Source organism: Haliea atlantica, assembly GCF_054779855.1.
The window spans coordinates 259903-275479 of record NZ_BAAGXL010000019.1; the positions used below are offsets into that span (position 1 = coordinate 259903).

Below are 15577 nucleotides of genomic sequence, written 5' to 3' on the forward strand. Positions count from 1 at the left end.
CTACTTTTTTCCTCGGAATAGATAGAAAGCATGCTGATACTGGGCCTGGAGACCTCCTGCGACGAAACCGGGGTGGCGCTATACGACACCGAGCGCGGGCTGCTCGCCCACGCCCTGTTTAGCCAGGTGGATATCCACGTGGAGTACGGTGGGGTGGTGCCGGAGCTGGCATCCCGGGACCACATCCGCAAGGCGTTGCCGCTGTTGCGTGAGGTGCTGGCCGAGGCCGGCTGCCAGGCCAGTGATATCGACGCCATTGCCTACACTGCGGGGCCGGGCCTGATCGGGGCGTTGATGGTGGGCGCAACCCTGGCCCGCAGCCTGGCCTGGGCCTGGGGGATTCCGGCCCTGGGGGTGCACCACATGGAGGGCCACCTGCTGGCGCCGATGCTCGAGGATGAGCGCCCCGCCTTTCCCTTCATTGCACTGCTGGTTTCCGGCGGCCACACCCAGCTGGTGCGGGTGGATGGTATCGGCCAGTACCGCATGCTGGGGGAGTCCCTGGACGACGCCGCCGGGGAAGCTTTTGACAAGGCGGCCAAGATGCTTGGGCTGCCCTACCCTGGCGGCCCCCATATCGCCCGCCTGGCCGAGTCGGGTGACCCGCATCGCTTCACCTTTCCCCGCCCCATGGTCAATCGCCCGGGCCTGGATTTCAGCTTCAGCGGCCTGAAAACGCACACCCTGACGACGGTTGCGGCCTGCCGCGAGGAGAGCGGGCTGACCGAGCAGGACAAGTGCGACATCGCCCGCGCCTTCGAGGAAGCGGTGGTGGGTACCCTGGTGATCAAGTGCCGCCGGGCACTGGAGCAGGAAGGGCTCAGTACCCTGGTGATGGCTGGCGGCGTGAGTGCCAACCGCAACCTGCGGGCCCACCTGCACAAGGCCCTGGGCAAGGTCGGGGCCCAGGTCTACTACCCGGCGCCGCAGTTCTGTACCGACAACGGCGCCATGATTGCCTACGCCGGGGCCTGCCGCCTGGCCGCGGGTGAGCGTGACGGCGAGGCGCCCCAGGTGCGTGCCCGCTGGCCGATGCAGGAATTGCCGGCCCTGGCCGGGGCCGCCTGAACGCTTACTCTCCCGCGGGGCTGATGGGGCGTGGACGGGCGAACAGGAACCCCTGGTAAAGGTGGATTCCCAGCTCGCGGCACAGCCCGGCTTCCACTTCCGTTTCGATGCCTTCTGCCAGGGTGCGGATGCCGAAGCCGTGAACCAGTTCCGACAGGGCCTTCAGCAGCCGAAACTTGCCGCTCTCGCGGCTGTTGAGGCCCTGTATCAGACCCATGTCGAACTTGAGAAAGTCCGCCGGGACCTCCGCCAGTTCCAGCAGGCGGGCCTGGCCGGCGCCGAAGTCGTCGTAGGCGAGCTGGATGCCCAGCTCCCGGAGCGTCTGCCTGACGAGGGCCATTTCCTCGAGGTCGGTAACAGCTGCCTCGTGCACTTCGAAGACCAGCTTGAGGTCGGGGTGCAGCTGGCGCAGGTCACTGATTTCCGCCAGCAGGGCGTCCATGTCCCGGCACTCCTCCGGGTGATTGTTGAAGAACAGCGGCTCGCGCAGCCCGGCCGCGCTGGCCTGCTCGAAGGATCGTCGGCGCAGCAGGCGGCTGAGCTCCACCTCGCGGCCCGTGGAGGCAGCCAGGGCAAACAGTTTGCCCGGGTGCAGTTGCTCTGTCGGGTGGGTGCAGCGGCCCAGCAGTTCGTAGCCAAACAGGCTGCCATCCGCTCGCACCAGGGGCTGTACGTGAGCTTCTACCAGGCCCTGCTCCAGGACCTCGAGGAAAGCCGCGCTCTCCACCGGAAAGGAGGTCATCAAAGGTTGCTGGCTGACCTCGGTTTCGGGGCTGAAGGGGTCGCCCGATGGCGCAGTGCCGCTGCGCGCGCGCCGCAGGCGGAACTCGTGGTCGGCGAAGTGCAGGATGTCCCCCGGTCGAATCGCGGTTGCCGTATCCACGCGCTGGTGATTGACCCAGGTGCCATTGGTGCTGCCCAGGTCTTCCACCCAGAGGCTGCCGTCGCGGCAGTCGAAGCGGGCATGCAGGCGCGACAGCCGCGGCACGGCCAGGGGAATGCCGCAGTCATCGCCGCGCCCCAGCGTCAGCGGGAGGGCGCGCAGGTCGATGCGCCGGGGCAGTTGTGCCTGGCTTTGGGCGGATTCGAGGTAATAAGCGCTGTCGTTCATGGCCTGCCCCCGGGGCGGGATGCCCAATGCTGGAAAAGCTAGGACAATCGTCGCCCCCGCGCAAGCCGCAATCGGCTTTGCCCAGCCCCCCGCTGCCTCGGTATCATGCGCCCTGCGGCGGCCACTCTGCCTGTCGTGCTGGGGAACAGACACCATGGATACAGTCTTTATCAGGGGCCTGCGTGCCGATGCCGTCATCGGCGTACATGCCTGGGAGCGAGAGGTACGGCAGACCCTGGTGCTGGACCTGGAGCTGGCCTGGGACAATCGACCTGCCGCGGCCGGGGATGACCTTGCCCGTGCGCTGGACTATGCCGCAGTCTCGGCTCGGGTGCTGGAGCACGTTGGCGAGAGTCGCTGCCTGTTGATTGAAACGCTGGCTGAGCAGCTGGCAGCACTGCTGCGGGAGGAGTTTGGAGTCCCCTGGTTGCGCTTGTCCCTGGCCAAGCCCGGCGCCGTGCCGGAAGCCGATGCCGTCGGCGTGGTCATCCAGCGTGGCGAGATCTGCCCGTGACGCGGATCTATCTCGGCCTCGGCAGCAATATTGATCGCGAGGCGTCCCTGCGAGCGGGATTGGACGCCCTGCAGGCTCTGCTGGGAGACCTGAAGCTGTCGCCGGTCTACGACGCGCCGGCCATGGGCTTCAGCGGTGATGCTTTCCTGAACATGGTGGTGGGTGCCGATACCGCATTGTCCCTGTCGCAGCTGGCGACCCGTCTGCGCGAGATCGAAACCCGGCACGGTCGGGCCGCCAACGCCGTGCGCTTCTCACCGCGTCGCCTGGATATCGACATCCTCACCTACGGGCGTCTCGCCGGCCTGATCGATGGTGTGGAGTTGCCTCGCGGCGAAATCCTCGAGCACGCCTTTGTGTTGCGTCCGCTGGCGGAACTGGCACCCGAGGTGAGGCACCCCGTCACCGGCCAGACCTACCGCGAGATCTGGGGGGCGTTCGACCAGTCCAGCCAACCCCTGCGGCGGGTGAGTTTGACGTGGCGGGGTGAAGTGCTCTGACAGGCCGCTGGCGGCAGGAGCCGCTCGACATCGGGGTGAAGTCAGTCAGCCAAGCAGCCGGCCGCCATCCACGGCGATCACCTGGCCGGTGATGAAGGGGGCTTTGGTGGCCAGGAAGGCCACCGTGCGGGCAATGTCCTCCGCTTCCCCCAGCCGTTGCAAAGGCGTGCGGGCGAGCATGTTTTCGCGGGTGGCGCTGTCGTAGGCGGCGTCGTCCTCGGGCCAGAGAATGGCGCCGGGAGCGACGCCGTTGACGCGAATGTCGGGCCCCAACTCCAGGGCCAGGCTGCGGGTGAGGGATTCCAGCCCCGCTTTCGCGGCGCAGTAGGCGCTGTAGCGCGCCAGGGGGCGCTGCACATGAGTGTCGATGATGTTCACGATGTTGCCCTGAGCTGTGCGCAGCAGGGGCAGCAGGGCCTGGGTAAGAAAGAAGGGGCCCTTGAGGTTGCTTGCCAGCATGGCATCGAAGTCCGCCTCCTGGGCTTCGCCGAAGGGCGTGGGTTCAAAGCCGGAGGCGTTGTTGACCAGCAGCTGCAGGCCTGTCTTTAAGTGAGTGCTCGCTTTGGCTGCAAGGGCTTCTATCTCTGCGAGGCTGGCTAGGTCGGCGCGGTAGCAGCGGCAGGAGTCGGGGCGCTCCCGGTTGAGGCTGTCGGCCAGCGCTTCGGCGGCATCGGCAGAGCTGCGATAGTGCAGGGCAATAGTGAAGCCGCGCCGGTGCAGCTCGCGGACGATGGCGGCGCCAATGCGCTGGGCGCCGCCGGTCACCAGGGCCGTGGGCCGAGGGCTTGCAGGGTTCTGCGTCGCTTGAATCATTTCGCTGTGTCCTCGGAATTGGTCGCGGTCTGCTCCCCGTCTGCCTTTTCGTGCACCTGCTTGCGCCGGTAGGTCTCAAGCCGGCCTACCTGCTCGGCTTCGATGGCCTGCCCCAGGGCCTTGCCCTGCAGGCCCTGCTCGAGAAAATCCCGGGCGCTGACAGTCTGAGCCTCGGCCAGTGCGCCGCGCAGATAATCCCCCTGGGGGTAGTCGCGCGCTTCCAGGCCGGTGCGGCCCCGCGCGTCGGCTTCGCAGGCGAGCAAAAAGGCCTCGAAGCGTTGCGGCTGGCGCAGGGCGCCGGTGGCCCGCAGCAGCTTGAGCAGGGTCTTGCCCCGCAGCTCCCGGGCGCGGTGTACCAGCAGGTGGTATTCACAGACTGCCAGGGCCAGATCGCGGTGGGCATTGGGGCAGCGCAGCCGCGCGCAGACCTCCCGCACCAGGGCAACGCCGCGGCGCTCATGGGCAATATGGCGGGGCCACTCCGCTTCCGGTGTGCGAGCCTTGCCGAGGTCGTGCAGCAGAGCGGAAAAACGCACGTCGGTGTCCGGCGACAAGCGTGCGGCCTGGGTCAGCACCAGTTCGGTGTGCAGGCCGGTGTCGATCTCCGGGTGGTGTTCGGGGCTTTGAGGCACCCCGTAGAGGGCGTCCACCTCCGGTAGCAGGGCCGTGAGAGCCCCGCAGGCCCGCAGGACCTGCACGAACACCGCCGGGCTGCGCTCGCCGAGGGCCTTGTCCATCTCCACCCAGATGCGTTCCGCGGGCAGGTGGGCTAGCTCCCCCTGGGCGACGATATCCGTCATCAGGGTGAGGGTTTCCGGGGCCACGCGAAAGCCCAGGTGGGCGTAGCGCGCGGCGAAGCGAGCGGTGCGCAGTACCCGCAGCGGATCCTCCACGAAGGCCGGGGATACGTGGCGCAGCAGGCGCTCTGCCAGGTCGCGCTGCCCGCCCCAGGGGTCGATGATAAGGCCCTGCTCATCCCGGGCCATGGCGTTGATGGTCAGGTCGCGGCGCTGCAGGTCCTCCTCCAGGGTCACCGCCGGGTCGCAGTGCACCTCGAAGCCGGTATAGCCGTGGCCACGCTTGCGCTCGGTGCGGGCCAGGGCGTACTCCTCCTTCGTTTCCGGGTGCAGGAACACGGGGAAGTCCTTGCCCACCTGGGTATAGCCCTGTGCAAGCAGCTCGGCGGGTGTGGCGCCCACCACCACCCAGTCGCGCTCAATGACCGGGTAGTCCAGCAGGGTATCGCGGACGGCGCCGCCAACAAGATAGGTTTGCATGGCGCGCAGTGTAGCGGCAGGCGCCCGGCAGCAGAAGAGGCGCTAGCTCAGCAGTCGCAGCTGACGCGTTCGCCGGTGTCCAGGTTGTAGAGGGTCATTGCGCCGCCCCACACGCAACCGGTGTCTAGCCCGATCAGTGTCGGGTCGTCGGTCTTGCCCTGCAGGGCTGCCCAGTGCCCGAAAATGATCCGTTCCCCCGCGCTTTTTCGGCCCGGATGGCTGAACCAGGGGCCGACGGCGGGCGCACCCGGCGGGCGCGGGTCGGGGCTGTCCCCTTTGCTGGTCAGGTCCAGTTCGCCCTCCGCCGTGCAGAAGCGCATGCGGGTGAAGTAGTTGGTAATCACCCGCAGGCGGGCCATTCCCGAGAGGTCGTCGCGCCACAGGGCGGGTTCGTTCCCGTACATGTTGTGCAGGAAGTCGTCGCGCCGGGGGCTGCGCAGCGCCTCTTCCACCTCCCGGGCCCGCGCGGCGGCCTCATGCACCGACCACTGGGGCGGGATGCCGGCGTGTACGAGGGTGTAGCCGTGTTCCCGGTGCAACAGGGGGCGTTCGGCTACCCAGGAGAGTAGTGCGTCTCGATCCGGTGCGTCGAGGACCACTTGCAGAGTATCCGAGGGCGACATGGCGCGTGCACCGGCCGCAGTCGCCAGCAGGTGCAGGTCGTGGTTGCCCAGGACCATCACCAGGCTGTCGCGCATGGCGTACAGAAAACGCAGGGTCCCCAGGCAGTCGCTGCCGCGGTTGACCACGTCCCCCACCGACCACAGCACGTCCCGGCCTGGCTGGAAATCGACCTTCTCGAGCACGCAGCGCAGAGCGGGCAGGCAGCCCTGGATATCGCCCACGGCCCAGGTGGTCATGTCGGCCTCTTCGTCGTGTTGCCGGCGGGTGTCAGGGTGACCAGGCCAGCAGAAGGGATGTAACAGGGGGCGGGCACAGGGGGCTCAGTGCAGGGCATTGGGCATGGCCAGGGTAAAGGCCGGGATGGGGATCTCGAAGGCCGGCTGGGCCGTCGGGTCGACGTCATCGTCGTCGGCAACGATGAAGGTATAGCTGCCTTCCATGCAGCCAACCGGTGTCGGCAGGGTAGCTCCGCTGGTGTAGCGAAAGAAACTGCCCGGTGCGATGATCGGCTGCTCGCCCACCACGCCCTCGCCCCGCACCTCCTGCACGTCGCCGTCGGCATCGGTAATGACCCAGTGGCGCGACAGCAGCTGTACCGGCAGGTCCCAGTGGTTGTGAATGGTAATGGTGTAGGCAAAGGTATGTTGGCCGGCATCCGGGCGCGAGTGGCGCGGGAGGTAGGTGGTGACCACCTGTATGTCGATGTCCTGGGGGGCCGGGCGGTTCACGACGAGGTCTCCTCCTGTTCCAGTGCCCCGGCGAGGGCAATGAAAGCATGCATGTCCAGAGTTTCCGCCCGGGCACCCGGATCGATCCCCATGGCCAGCAACTGCGTTTCGTCAAGCAGGCCCTTGAGGTTGTTGCGCAGTGTCTTGCGGCGCTGGGCGAAGGCCGCCTGCACCACCCGCGCCAGCTGGGCCTCGTCGCAATTCGCCCAGGGCCGGTGCTGCCTGGGGGTCAAGCGCACAACGGCCGACTGCACCTTGGGGGGTGGGAAAAAGGCCTCGGGTGGCACATCCAGCAGGTGTTCGATCTCGCAATGGTACTGGGCCATGATGCCCAGGCGGCCCCAGTGCTTGTTGCCCGGGGTGGCGGCCAGGCGCTGTACCACTTCCAGCTGCAGCATGAAATGCATGTCGCGCACCACCGGCGCGAATTCCAGCAGGTGGAAAATCAGTGGCGTGGAAATGTTGTAGGGCAGATTGCCGACGATTCGCAGTGGCTCACCGTCCCGAGCCAGGCTGGCGAAATCGAAATTGAGGGCATCCGCGCTGTGCAGGTGGAAACCGGGGTAGATGCTGAAAGCTGCCAGCAGCCCCGTGCGCAGGTCGCGATCCAGCTCAATCGCGTCCAGGCGGGTATCCTCTCGGATCAGTGCCGCAGTCAGAGCCCCCTGCCCCGGGCCAATCTCGACCAGGTGGTCACCGGCCTGGGGGTGAATGGCATTGGCGATGCCGGCTATGACGCCGGCGTCCTGGAGGAAGTTCTGGCCGAAGCGCTTGCGGGGGGTGTGGGTGGTTTTCATGGCGCCATTGTACGGTGGTCCACCGCGCTATGCACCGATTTCAGGCCGACAGAGCTGGTATACTCCCTGCCCGAACTGGCCACGACCGCAGTCCTTCCCATGTCCCTTCGCCATTACCTGACCCTGGTCGACACCCTGGCCCGCCTTTCCCTCAAGGCGGATGCCTCGCGCTATTTTTTCGGCTACATCTGGTGGATCCTCGAGCCGCTGCTCTATGTGCTGGTCTTCTACGTCGTGTTTGAGCTGATCCTGCAGAACCGTCGCGAGGACTTTCTGGTATTTCTGATGTGCGGCAAGCTGACCTTTATCTGGTTTTCCAAATCGGTGACCCAGGCCTCGCGGAGCATCGTCAACGGCAAGGGCCTGATCGGCAAGATCAGTGTGCCCAAGAGTCTGTTTCCCATCGCGGTGATCCAAGAGGGGCTCTACAAGCAGGCCGCGGTGTTCGCGCTGTTGTTCGTCGTGGTGCTGGGCAGTGGCTATGCGGTATCCGACAGCTGGGCGTGGCTGCTGCCGATCGTGATGGTTAACTACCTGATGATTGTGGCTGGCAGCCTGATTGCCGCCTACCTGGTATGTCTGGTCTTCGACTTCCATGTGCTGGTCTCCATGGGGATGGTATTCCTGCTGTTTGTATCGGGCATCTTCTGGGACCCTCGCGATCTTCCGGACCCCGCCATGACCGAAACCGTGCTGGCCCTCAACCCGCTGGCCTTTATCGTGGATGCCTATCGACAGGTCCTGATGGCGGGGGTGTCGCCGGAGCTGGGCCACCTGTTGTGGATTGGCGCGGCGAGCATAGCCGTCATTCTGTTCATGCTTGGCCTGATGCGCCGCAGTAGCGAGTATCTGGCTCTGAAGGTGGTGACCTCATGAGCCTGGCCAGCGAGAGAGGGGCAATGCCTGCTGACAGCGATATCATGCTGGAATTGCAGGATGTCTCCCATCACTACAGCAGTCGGCGCGACAGCTTCGATCACGGTGTCCACCACATCCTGGACCGGGTGTCGCTGCAGCTGCGCCGCGGCGAGACCCTCGCCATCGTCGGCCGCAATGGCGCCGGCAAAACCACCATGTTGCGCCTGATGGCGGGTATCTTCCGTCCTGTCAGTGGTCGCGTGTTGCGCCGCCCGGGTAGCAGCTGCGCCCTGCTCAGTCTCGGTCTGGGCTTTCAGGACTCCCTGTCGGGTCGCGACAATGCGCTGCTGTCGGCGATGCTGCAGGGGGCCAGCAAGCGGGAAGCTCGGGCCTTCCTGGCGGAGATCCAGGCTTTCTCGGAGTTGGGCGATTCCTTCGATGAGCCGGTCAAGACCTACTCGTCGGGTATGCGGGCGCGTCTGAGCTTTACCACTGCACTGATGACGCGGGTGGATATTCTGCTGATCGATGAGGTGCTCAGCGTCGGTGACGCTGCCTTCCGTGAAAAGGCGCTGCAGGCCATGCAGGCGCGCATTTCCGGGGACCAGACCGTGGTCTTCGTCTCCCATGCCGAAGCGCAGGTGAAGAAGCTCTGTGACCGGGCGATCTGGATCGAGGGGGGGCAGTTGCGAGCCGAGGGAACACCGAAAGCGGTGTTCGAGCAGTACCGGCCCGGGCCGCCGGCGGGAAAGACCGCCTAAGTCTCCTCCCGGGGCCGCCCCGGGGATTTCCCGGCCAGGCTGATGGCCAGGTCCACCGCTGCCCGCAGGCTGCCGATGCTGGCTTGTCCGGTGCCAGCCAGCTCCAGCGCGGTGCCGTGGTCCACGCTGGTACGGATAATTGGCAGGCCCAGTGTGACATTCACTGCATTGCCGAATCCGGCATATTTGAGCACCGGCAGGCCCTGGTCGTGGAACATGGCCAGGTAGGCGTCGGTCTGCGTCAGCAGGTCCGGTTTGAAGGCCGTGTCGGCGGGCAAGGGGCCGCGCAGCAGCAGGCCCTCCCGGCGCAGGCTTTCCAGCACCGGGGTGATGACCTCGATCTCTTCACGGCCCAGATGCCCGCCTTCCCCGGCGTGGGGATTGAGCCCCAGCACGCTGATGCGCGGCTCGGCAATGCCGAACTTGCCCACCAGGTCCCGGTGCAGGATGTGCAGGGTGCGAGCCAGGCTTCTCTCGCTGATGGCCCCGGGTACCTCGGACAACGGCAGGTGGGTGGTAGCCAGGGCAACCCGCAGCGAGTCGGCTACCAGCAGCATGACCACTTGCTGTGTGCGGGTGCGTTCGGCGAGGAACTCGGTGTGGCCGGAGAAGGGGACGCCGGCCTCGTTGATAATGGATTTCTGCACGGGCGCGGTGACCATGGCGGCAAAATCGCCGGCCAGACAGCCGTCGATTGCCGCCTCCAGCATGTGCAATACATGCGGGGCATTGGCGGGGTCCAGCTGCCCGGCCTGCGAAGGCGCGCCGAGGGGGATATCCAGGCAGGGCAGCTGACCGGGCTGGTGCCGGCGTGGCGATGACGCCGGATCGAGGGCGCGCAGCTGCAGGGGCTGGCCGATCGCAGCGGCGCGTTCGGTCAGGAGCCTCGCATTGCCGATGGCCACCAGTTCGGCCTCCCAGGGCTCCTGGGCCAGCATGCCCAGCAGCTCCGGCCCGATACCCGCGGGCTCCCCGGCGGTGATGGCGATGCGCGGGAGGCTCACGCGGTGGCCTTACTTGATGTCGACGAAGGCTTCGTCGCGCAGCTTGCGCAGCCAGGCATCCAGCTCTTCTTCATACTTGCGCTGGTGCAGGACTTCCATGGCGCGGTTTTTCATGGCCTGCTGGCTCATGTCCTGCTCGCGACGCTCCAGCACTTCCAGCAGGTGCCAGCCGAACTGGCTGCGCACCGGCTCGGAGAGTTCCCCGACGGGGGTGTCATTCATCGCCGCTTCGAACTCGGGCACCATCTGCCCCGGCATGGTCCAGCCCAGGTCGCCGCCCTCGGTGGCGGAGCCAATGTCCTCGGAGTGCTCCCGGGCCAGCTCGGCGAAATCCTCGCCGGCTTCGATGCGTGACTTGAGCTCGGCCACTTTTTCCCGCGCTTCTTCGGGGGTGAGGATCTCCGAGGGGCGGATCAGGATATGGCGGACGCGGGTCTGGGAGACGATCTGCTCGCCGCCGCCCTGTCGGTCGGCCATGTGCACCAGGTGCCAGCCCGAGGGGCTGCGGATGGGATCGGAGGTTTCACCCTTGTCCAGTTCCGGCGCAACATCGGCGAACAGGCTGGGCATGTCTTCCAGTTTGCGCCAGCCCAGGTCGCCCCCGGTGAAGGTGTACTCGCCGCCGCTGGCGGAGACCACTTCGCCGAAATCCTCGCCGGCACGGATGCGGCGCAGCAGGCTCTGCACGTGTTCCCGGGCTGCCTGGACCTCGACCTCACTGGCCTCCGAGTCGAGGGGCAGCAGGGCGTGCAGCACCCGGTACTCCGGCTGGACCAGTTTCTGGCCTTCGCTGGACTCGAGGAAATTTTCCACCTCCTGTTCGGAGAGCTGGATGCGCTGGTTGACGTTGCCCCGCTGCACCTGCTGGATCAGCATTTCCCGGCGCACCTGCTCGCGCATGGCAGTGAAGGATTCGCCCTGGGCCTCCAGGGCCTGGCGGAATTCCTCCAGGCTCATGCGGTTCTGGGCTGCAACCCGTTCCATGGCGGCGTTCAGCTGGGCGTCGGAGATACGTACGCCGACCCGCTGGGCCAGCTGCAGCTGCAGGCTTTCCAGGATCAGGCGGTCCAGGGTTTCCCGGATCAGCACATCTTCAGGCGGCAGCTCGGCGCCGCGGGTCTGCAGGGTCTGGGTGATCGATTGCACGCGCTCGCGCAGCTCGCTGGCCATGATCACGTCATCGTCGACAATGGCCACCACCTGGTCGAGCATTTCCATCTGTGCCCGGCTCTGCAGAGAGAGCAGCAGGGTGGCTGCGGCAAGCAGGGGCAAGAGAAGCTGTCTAATAGTCACGGTCGTCAAAACCTCGAATCATGTCTTCCATCAGGCCGGTGACGCGGCTGCCGAAGCCGCCCATGCCCTTGAGCACTATCTGGACCTGTGTGGAGTATTTGCGTTCCAGATCCGGATCGCTGAAATCGGGATTCTGGCCGGGGGCGGTGTCAAAATACCGCAAGTGCAGGAACCGTACGCGCCAGCAGCAGGTATCGTATTCGATTCCCACCATGTCTTCCACGCTGGTGGAGCCCTCGACACTGTAGTTCAGGGCGGCGAACACACGCCAGCGCTCGTTGATGGGATAGTAAGTGGAGAGGTGGGCCTGCTCGGTCACCAGGTCCCGGTTGACCAGGGTCAGGGGGCGACGGTAGGAGTAGCCGGCATTGAAGACCGCGCCGTCCTCCCGCTGGTAGCTGGCGAGCAGGTTGCCGGAGTTCATCTTGCCGTTTTCCGAGTCCCAGACCAGGCTGTTGCGCAGGGTGAGGCGGTCGTTGGGCGTAAAATTCACTTCCGCGGCAACTTCCGAGCTGGACTGATCCAGGGCTGCGTCCCGCGGGTCCAGGCGCACCCGGCGGTCCTTGAAATAGAAGATCTGGCCGATGCTGGCGTTCAGGTGCTCGCGGCCGTCCTCGTCGGAGATATAGCGGGTGGTCAGGCCGAGGGACAGCTGATTGGCGTCATCCAGACGGTCGCGACCGGCAAAGCGGGTCTCGCGGAACAGCTGGTTGTAGGTAAATGTCAGTTCGGCGCTGTCGAAATCCGGCAGGCTCGATTGTTCGTCGTACTCGCTGGCCAGGTAGTAAAAGCGGGGTTCCAGGGTCTGCAGCAGGCCGCGGTCGAACAGTTCGGTGCTGCGTTCGAAGACCAGGCCGCCGTCCAGGCTGGCAAGGGCAGAGCCGGCTGAGGGGCTGTCGCTGTCCTGCGGGGACTCGAGGTCCTGCAGTTCGTACTCCAGGTAACGGTATTTCAGCGTGGGCTTGAGGAAGCCGTACTGCCACAGCATCGGGTAGGTGGCGCCCCCCTCGAGGTAGAGCCGCTGGCCGGTCACCCGCTCCTCGTCGCTGTCGAAGTAGGAATACTGGCTGAACAGTATCGGATCGACCTCGAAGGGCATGTTGTCGCCGCGGTAGCGGGCGGTGATCTGGGGCAGTTTCTGATAGTCGTTGTTGATGTCGTCGGCCAGGGACTGGAATTGCTGGAATTCGACCCCCACCAGCCAGTCCTCCCCCAGGTAGTCCAGCGCACCCAGCTGCAGTAGGCTGGTGCGGCGCTTGGCGTCCAGGTTGGAGGTGTCCAGGTCGCGGAAGTAGTCGACGTCGCTCACCCGGCTGTAATCGACCCGCGAGCGCCAGCGGCCGTCGAACAGCCCGTGGTGCCTGACCAGGCTCAGCCAGCGGTCCTCGTCGTCGCTGGCCAGTGGTCGGTCCCGGGAGTAGCGGTCGTCACTGGGCATGTAGCTGCCGCCGACGCTCCAGAAGCCGGTGCGCGGGTGCAGGTAGCGCGCCTCCAGCTCGTGGTTGGTGCCGCGTTCCTGGATGAAGCGCGGGGTGTAGAGCAGGTCGTAGTTGGGGGCCAGGTTGAAGTAGATCGGTGTGGCGATGTCCAGCCCGCCATTGGTGTCCGAGCTGATATCCGGCCACAGGAAGCCTGTGCGGCGCCGGTCGTCCAGGGGAAAGCGCAGCCAGGGCAGGTAGAGCACCGGCACATCGCGTACCAGCAGCCGGGCGTGGCGCACGGTGCCCAGGCCCTCTTCCAGGTCCAGGTCGATCTGCCCCGCGCGGATGGCCCAGTCGACATCGTCCGGCGCGCAGTAGGAGAGCTCACCTTCTTCGATGCTGAGCAAACCCTCGGGGTCGCGGCGCAGCTGCGCGGCGCTGCCGTGCAGGTGCTGCTGGTGGAGGACGAACTCGCTGTCCTGGATGCTGGCGGCACCGGTGTCGGCGGAGAAGTTGGCCTCCTGGCCGCGCAGCAGGACGCCGGGCTCGCGCAGCGTGATGCCGCCACTGACCTTGCCTTCGCGCTCCGTGCGATCGAAGTAGGCGTCTTCTCCGCGCAACTGACGGTAGCCCTGGTCGACGCTGACGCTGCCGCGCAGGTAGACGTCGTCCCCCTGCAATTCGGACTGGCTGGCGCGGGCACGGATATCCGACTCCTCTGGCGGTCCCTGCGGGCTGTCGGCAAGGGGGTCGACATAGGCGCCGCCGCACTGTCGGCAGCGGGCGTCCTGCTTCTCTTCCGGAAGTTGGCTGGCGTCGACCCAGTCGAGTTGCGCGGCGGTATTCTGGGCGCTGCCCTGTGCGGCGGCCAGGAGGCCGACGGCGAGACAAAGCGGTCGCCATCGCGCGGTCATGCCGCGACCGGGCGGGACAGGGGGGCTTGGCAGGCTTGGTGGGTCCAGTGTCATTGGGCCGGGGGTGCAATTTCTGGCGTAAATCGCGATGATAATGCATCACCCGGTCGATGTCCGGGACTTTTTGTCGGGGGAGTTCATTGTGTCGAGTGCGTCGCTGTCACCGGAGCTGCTGTCCTGGGCCCTGGCCCATCTGGACGCGGAGCCCTCCCGGGTCGCGGTGCAGGCGGTGACCGGTGATGCCAGTGCCCGCCGCTATTTTCGCCTGCGGCAGGAAGGCGGAGCCTCCGTGATGCTGGTGGATGCTCCCCCGGACTCGCAGAAAAATGCCGACTTCCTGTCCGTGCGCCGCCTTCTGGCGGATGCGGAGATCCGCGTTCCCGCCCTGCAGGCGGTGGACCTGTCGCGGGGTTACCTGCTGCTGGAGGACCTGGGAGACGGCTTGCTGCTGCCGCGCCTCGATGCGCGCAATGTGGATGACTGGTATGCCCGGGCGGGGTCGGTGCTGCTGCACTTCGCCGCACTGCCGCTGGACAGTCTGGACCTGCCCGACTACGGCAGCCCTCTGCTGCTGGAGGAGCTGTCGCGCTTTTCTGCATGGTTCTGCGAGCGTCTGCTGGGCCTGACGCTGTCCCCCGCCGAGCAGCGCCTGTTGCACGAACTGGATGGCCTGCTGGTGGGCAGTGCGCTGGCCCAGCCACGGGTATTCGTGCACCGGGATTTCCACAGTCGCAATCTGATGGTGCTGGCGGATGACAGTCTCGCCGTGATCGATTTTCAGGACGCCGTCGTCGGGCCGGTCACCTATGACCTGGTGTCCCTGCTGCGCGACTGCTACCTGCGTTGGCCGGAGGCGCGGGTGACGACCTGGGCCCTGGAGCATCGCGATCGGCTTTTTGCTGCGGGGCTGCTGCCGCAGGTGGATGACCGTACCTGGCTTCGCTGGCTGGACTGGATGGGGCTGCAGCGCCATCTCAAGGTCCTGGGCACCTTTGCCCGTCTTTCCCTGCGCGATGACAAACACGCTTACCTGGAGGATCTGCCGCGGGTGCTCTGCCATATTGAAGCGGTGCTGCAATCCCATGCCGGTGACGAGCCCGCGGTGGCCCGCTTCCAGGACTGGTTCGTCCGGCGTGTGCTGCCCTCAGCTCGGCGCCAGCACTGGTGGTGCGAGGCCGGCGCATGAAGGTGATGATCCTCGCTGCCGGGTTGGGCAAGCGCATGCGACCGCTGACCGAGCATACGCCCAAGCCCCTGTTGCGGGCCGGGGGCAAGGCGTTGCTGGAGCATCATCTCCTGCGACTGTCAGCGGCGGGCTTTCGCGAAGTGGTGATCAATGTCTCGCATTTGGCGGAGCAGGTGGAGGCCTTCTGCGGTGACGGCAGTGCCTGGGGGGTCGCTATCCAGTGGTCCCGGGAGGAGCGGCCACTGGAAACCGCCGGTGGTATCCAGCGCGCGCTGCCGCTACTGGGCGACGCGCCCTTTCTGGTGGTCAACGGCGATGTCTGGACCGATTATCCGCTGGCACGCCTGCGCGACCGGCGGCGGCTTGCCCCGGGGCGCGCCCACCTGGTCCTGGTGGACAACCCGCCCCAGCACCCCCTGGGGGACTTCCGTTTGTCCCCGTCCGGTCGCGTCGAGGCGCGCGCCGGGAGTCAGGCAGGGTTTACCTACGCGGGGCTGGGGGTGTACACCCCCGCCTTTTTTGCCGGTCTTGCGCCGGGTGAGAGGCCGCTGCGTCCGCTGCTGGACGCCGCAATAGCCGAGGGGCGCCTCGAGGGCGAGCGGTACCCGGGGCAGTGGGCGGATATCGGCACCCCCGAGCGGCTGGCGGCCCTGGATGCGGCCCTGGCCGGAGGCGACGCGACGCGGTCATTCCGGTAAACTGCCGCCC

16 protein-coding genes are annotated in these 15577 nt (G+C 66.4%); 7 read left to right on the forward strand and 9 right to left on the reverse strand.

The annotated features are described in order from the left end of the window. The first annotated feature begins 30 nt into the window (after positions 1 to 30). Positions 31 to 1068, forward strand: a complete 1038-nt coding sequence (gene tsaD / locus ACYVGS_RS12965; protein ID WP_460589116.1) for a tRNA (adenosine(37)-N6)-threonylcarbamoyltransferase complex transferase subunit TsaD — start codon at positions 31 to 33, stop codon at positions 1066 to 1068. 4 nt (positions 1069 to 1072) lie between these two features. Here tsaD and ACYVGS_RS12970 read toward each other — a convergent pair whose 3' ends face one another. Beyond that, positions 1073 to 2179 (reverse strand): EAL domain-containing protein, encoded by a 1107-nt coding sequence (locus ACYVGS_RS12970; RefSeq protein ID WP_460589117.1) that lies wholly within the window; start codon positions 2177 to 2179, stop codon positions 1073 to 1075. Between the two features lie 154 nt (positions 2180 to 2333). On the opposite strand from ACYVGS_RS12970, the gene folB reads away from it, so the two are divergent. Together folB and folK are read left to right on the forward strand one after the other, a co-directional pair. Continuing rightward, the gene (gene folB / locus ACYVGS_RS12975) at positions 2334 to 2693 is read left to right on the forward strand and encodes a dihydroneopterin aldolase (protein ID WP_460589118.1); all 360 of its coding nucleotides are present in this window, start codon (positions 2334 to 2336) and stop codon (positions 2691 to 2693) included. Further along, positions 2690 to 3193, forward strand: coding sequence for a 2-amino-4-hydroxy-6-hydroxymethyldihydropteridine diphosphokinase (gene folK, locus ACYVGS_RS12980; RefSeq protein WP_460589119.1), 504 nt, complete (start codon positions 2690 to 2692; stop codon positions 3191 to 3193). Before folB ends, folK begins: the two co-directional genes overlap by 4 nt. Positions 3194 to 3238: 45 nt before the next feature. On the opposite strand, the gene ACYVGS_RS12985 is transcribed toward folK, so the two are convergent. The 5 genes from ACYVGS_RS12985 to rsmA form a co-directional block, all read right to left on the reverse strand. Then, positions 3239 to 4006, reverse strand: coding sequence for a Rossmann-fold NAD(P)-binding domain-containing protein (locus tag ACYVGS_RS12985; RefSeq protein ID WP_460589120.1), 768 nt, complete (start codon positions 4004 to 4006; stop codon positions 3239 to 3241). After that, positions 4003 to 5283 carry a multifunctional CCA addition/repair protein gene (locus ACYVGS_RS12990; RefSeq protein WP_460589121.1) on the reverse strand — a complete coding sequence of 427 codons (1281 nt, stop codon included), beginning with the start codon at positions 5281 to 5283 and terminating at the stop codon, positions 4003 to 4005. The genes ACYVGS_RS12985 and ACYVGS_RS12990 overlap by 4 nt, the downstream gene beginning before the upstream one ends. A gap of 47 nt (positions 5284 to 5330) precedes the next feature. Beyond that, positions 5331 to 6143 carry a diadenosine tetraphosphatase gene (locus ACYVGS_RS12995; RefSeq protein WP_460589122.1) on the reverse strand — a complete coding sequence of 271 codons (813 nt, stop codon included), beginning with the start codon at positions 6141 to 6143 and terminating at the stop codon, positions 5331 to 5333. Positions 6144 to 6227: 84 nt separating this feature from the next. Beyond that, the gene (apaG, locus tag ACYVGS_RS13000) at positions 6228 to 6635 is read right to left on the reverse strand and encodes a Co(2+)/Mg(2+) efflux protein ApaG (RefSeq protein ID WP_460589123.1); all 408 of its coding nucleotides are present in this window, start codon (positions 6633 to 6635) and stop codon (positions 6228 to 6230) included. After that, positions 6632 to 7432: a ribosomal RNA small subunit methyltransferase A gene (gene rsmA / locus ACYVGS_RS13005; protein ID WP_460589124.1), complete on the reverse strand. Its 801-nt coding sequence runs from the start codon at positions 7430 to 7432 to the stop codon at positions 6632 to 6634. Before rsmA ends, apaG begins: the two co-directional genes overlap by 4 nt. Positions 7433 to 7531: 99 nt before the next feature. Here rsmA and ACYVGS_RS13010 point away from each other — a divergent pair, with 99 nt between their 5' ends. Further along, positions 7532 to 8308 (forward strand): ABC transporter permease, encoded by a 777-nt coding sequence (locus tag ACYVGS_RS13010; RefSeq protein WP_460589125.1) that lies wholly within the window; start codon positions 7532 to 7534, stop codon positions 8306 to 8308. Between the two features lie 23 nt (positions 8309 to 8331). Beyond that, on the forward strand, positions 8332 to 9051 hold the full coding sequence (locus tag ACYVGS_RS13015) for an ABC transporter ATP-binding protein (protein ID WP_460589126.1): 720 nt from the start codon (positions 8332 to 8334) through the stop codon (positions 9049 to 9051). Here the strand turns inward: ACYVGS_RS13015 and pdxA are convergent. The 3 genes from pdxA to ACYVGS_RS13030 are packed head-to-tail and all read right to left on the reverse strand — an operon-like array spanning position 9048 to position 13683. Then, positions 9048 to 10055, reverse strand: a complete 1008-nt coding sequence (pdxA, locus tag ACYVGS_RS13020) for a PdxA family dehydrogenase (protein WP_460589127.1) — start codon at positions 10053 to 10055, stop codon at positions 9048 to 9050. The two genes, ACYVGS_RS13015 and pdxA, sit on opposite strands and share 4 nt — an antisense overlap. 9 nt (positions 10056 to 10064) lie before the next feature. Beyond that, positions 10065 to 11348 carry a peptidylprolyl isomerase gene (locus ACYVGS_RS13025; protein ID WP_460589128.1) on the reverse strand — a complete coding sequence of 428 codons (1284 nt, stop codon included), beginning with the start codon at positions 11346 to 11348 and terminating at the stop codon, positions 10065 to 10067. Continuing rightward, complete coding sequence (locus tag ACYVGS_RS13030) at positions 11338 to 13683, reverse strand: LPS-assembly protein LptD (RefSeq protein WP_460589129.1); 2346 nt, start codon at positions 13681 to 13683, stop codon at positions 11338 to 11340. The genes ACYVGS_RS13025 and ACYVGS_RS13030 overlap by 11 nt, the downstream gene beginning before the upstream one ends. Before the next feature lie 142 nt (positions 13684 to 13825). Here ACYVGS_RS13030 and ACYVGS_RS13035 point away from each other — a divergent pair, with 142 nt between their 5' ends. Then, on the forward strand, positions 13826 to 14869 hold the full coding sequence (locus ACYVGS_RS13035; protein ID WP_460589130.1) for an aminoglycoside phosphotransferase family protein: 1044 nt from the start codon (positions 13826 to 13828) through the stop codon (positions 14867 to 14869). Continuing rightward, positions 14866 to 15567, forward strand: a complete 702-nt coding sequence (gene murU / locus ACYVGS_RS13040) for a nucleotidyltransferase family protein (protein ID WP_460589131.1) — start codon at positions 14866 to 14868, stop codon at positions 15565 to 15567. The genes ACYVGS_RS13035 and murU overlap by 4 nt, the downstream gene beginning before the upstream one ends. Positions 15568 to 15577: the final 10 nt, after the last annotated feature.

Bases quoted from the DNA above. Each gene is read 5' to 3' on its own strand.
- rsmA (WP_460589124.1), bottom strand. From the start codon at position 7,432: ATGAAAACCACCCACACCCCCCGCAAGCGCTTCGGCCAGAACTTCCTC.
- ACYVGS_RS12985 (WP_460589120.1), bottom strand. From the start codon at position 4,006: ATGATTCAAGCGACGCAGAACCCTGCAAGCCCTCGGCCCACGGCCCTG.
- ACYVGS_RS12995 (WP_460589122.1), bottom strand. From the start codon at position 6,143: ATGACCACCTGGGCCGTGGGCGATATCCAGGGCTGCCTGCCCGCTCTG.
- ACYVGS_RS13015 (WP_460589126.1), top strand. From the start codon at position 8,332: ATGCCTGCTGACAGCGATATCATGCTGGAATTGCAGGATGTCTCCCAT.
- murU (WP_460589131.1), top strand. From the start codon at position 14,866: ATGAAGGTGATGATCCTCGCTGCCGGGTTGGGCAAGCGCATGCGACCG.
- ACYVGS_RS12970 (WP_460589117.1), bottom strand. From the start codon at position 2,179: ATGAACGACAGCGCTTATTACCTCGAATCCGCCCAAAGCCAGGCACAA.
- ACYVGS_RS13030 (WP_460589129.1), bottom strand. From the start codon at position 13,683: ATGACCGCGCGATGGCGACCGCTTTGTCTCGCCGTCGGCCTCCTGGCC.
- folB (WP_460589118.1), top strand. From the start codon at position 2,334: ATGGATACAGTCTTTATCAGGGGCCTGCGTGCCGATGCCGTCATCGGC.
- ACYVGS_RS13010 (WP_460589125.1), top strand. From the start codon at position 7,532: ATGTCCCTTCGCCATTACCTGACCCTGGTCGACACCCTGGCCCGCCTT.
- ACYVGS_RS12990 (WP_460589121.1), bottom strand. From the start codon at position 5,283: ATGCAAACCTATCTTGTTGGCGGCGCCGTCCGCGATACCCTGCTGGAC.
- tsaD (WP_460589116.1), top strand. From the start codon at position 31: ATGCTGATACTGGGCCTGGAGACCTCCTGCGACGAAACCGGGGTGGCG.